This window comes from Dietzia sp. E1, assembly GCF_014145015.1.
GTDB classification, from domain to species: Bacteria; Actinomycetota; Actinomycetes; order Mycobacteriales; family Mycobacteriaceae; genus Dietzia; species Dietzia cinnamea_A.
On the sequence record NZ_JAALDU010000174.1, the window covers coordinates 1 to 1,688 of the forward strand.

Below are 1,688 nucleotides of genomic sequence, written 5' to 3' on the forward strand. Positions count from 1 at the left end.
ATCGCGTTCGGCTCGGGCCGCGGCCCACGATGGATGTTTGGGCGTCGGCGGAGCTGACACGCCGGAGCGGGAACTACCGCGCCGCCCGCCTCGCACCACGCGCGAACGCGGCGGCCGCCGCGCTCATCGCCACGACGATGGCTCCGACACCCACGATCGGCCCCGTCGCCCTCTCGAGCGTCGGCAGCAGCGGGGTGGGGTTGGAGAACGTCAGGATCGGCCAACCCCGCTCGAGCGCTTCGCGGCGCAGCGCGCGGTCGGGATTGATCACCGTCGGATGGCCCACCAGCTCGAGCATCGGCAGGTCGGTCGAGGAGTCGGAGTAGGCGTAGCTCGCGTCGAGGTCGTAACCGTACCGGTCGGCGAACCCGCGGATGGCCTCCGCCTTGCCGGGGCCCTGGCAGTAGAACTCGATCTGCCCGCCGTACCGGCCGTTCTCGTCGCGGTTCATGCGGGTGCCGGCGTAGTGGTCCACGCCGAGCATGCGGGCGATCGGCGCGACCAGTTCCTCGCCCGACGCGGACACGATCACCAGGTCGTGGCCCAGCGCGCGGTGTTCGGCGAGCAGTTCCTGCGCCTCGGCGTACACGGTGGGTGAGACTTTCTCGGTGAGCGCCTCGGTGACGATCCGCTCGACCTGCTCGGGCGCCCAGCCCCTGGTGGCGGTCGCCATGGCCTGGCGTACCTTCTGCATCTGCTCGTCGTCGGCGTCGGAGAGGCTGAACGCCAGCTGCGTGTAGGCCAGGTCGATGACCGACCGGCGGGAGAGCAGGCCCTCGTCGAGAAACGACTTGTTGAACGCGAACACCGACGAGGTCGCGATGATCGTCTTGTCGAGGTCGAAGAACGCGGCCACGCGGCGCGGCCGGTGCGAGATCCTGGGGCCCGGTGGGCGGGGGGCGGACACGACACCCACGATACGGTCCTTGTGTTGCCCACGCAGATGGGTGATACTGGATGTGCCCTTAACGGGGCATCCCCCTATAGGTGCTCAGTTCATCCGCCCGAGAACTGACGCTTTGAGAAACCGCGGCACCCCCTGCCGCGGTTTCTCGCATTTGTGGGCATCAGCAGGCGAGCGGACATCTGCAGCCGCTCCTCGACATGGCGTCTCGCACGCCCGGATGTGCGCGGGGCCGGCAGCCGCTTCTGCCGATGGCGTCTCGCTCGTCAGGATGTGGGCGGGGTCCGCAGCCGCTCCTGCCGATGGCGTCTCGCACCCCCCGCGGTGCACGCGAGACGCCATGTGGGCGCGCGGGGGTACCGAGGGGCGGGCGAGACGCCATGTAGGCGTGCGGCTGTGGCTGCGATTGGGAAGGCCTGACGGCTGCGACTGAGCGGGCCCGGCGACCGCGTCGACACCACGGGTGAGGGCGCCACGAGCGCCACGGCCCGCGCGTTCTCCACAGCCCCGTCCCCCTCCACAGGCCGACCGCCGTCCCGCATCGCGGCGGGGTCGACGGTCGCCGGCATGGGCGAGGGTGGGCGCCGTGGACACGACTACGAGAGCGCGGACCGTCGCGGTGGAGATCACCGATCCCGACCTGGACGCCGACGTGCGCGCGGTGCTGGCCGCCCTGGCGATGGAACCGGGGACGGGGCCCACCGACGTCCTGGTGACCGACCGCGCCGCCGAACGCGCCGACCGTGCGGACCGCGCCGGCGGTGCCGGCGGTGCTGGCCCGGAC

Annotated in this window: 1 protein-coding gene and 1 pseudogene; one reads left to right on the forward strand and one right to left on the reverse strand. The window is 71.5% G+C overall.

What is annotated here, in order from left to right; all coding sequences use genetic code 11:
* Positions 1-73 precede the first annotated feature (73 nt).
* The gene (locus G6030_RS07165; protein ID WP_182642650.1) at positions 74-907 is read right to left on the reverse strand and encodes an HAD-IB family hydrolase; all 834 of its coding nucleotides are present in this window, start codon (positions 905-907) and stop codon (positions 74-76) included.
* 583 nt (positions 908-1,490) lie between these two features.
* On the opposite strand from G6030_RS07165, the pseudogene G6030_RS07170 reads away from it, so the two are divergent.
* Positions 1,491-1,688: pseudogene (locus tag G6030_RS07170) on the forward strand (hypothetical protein); the annotation flags it as partial.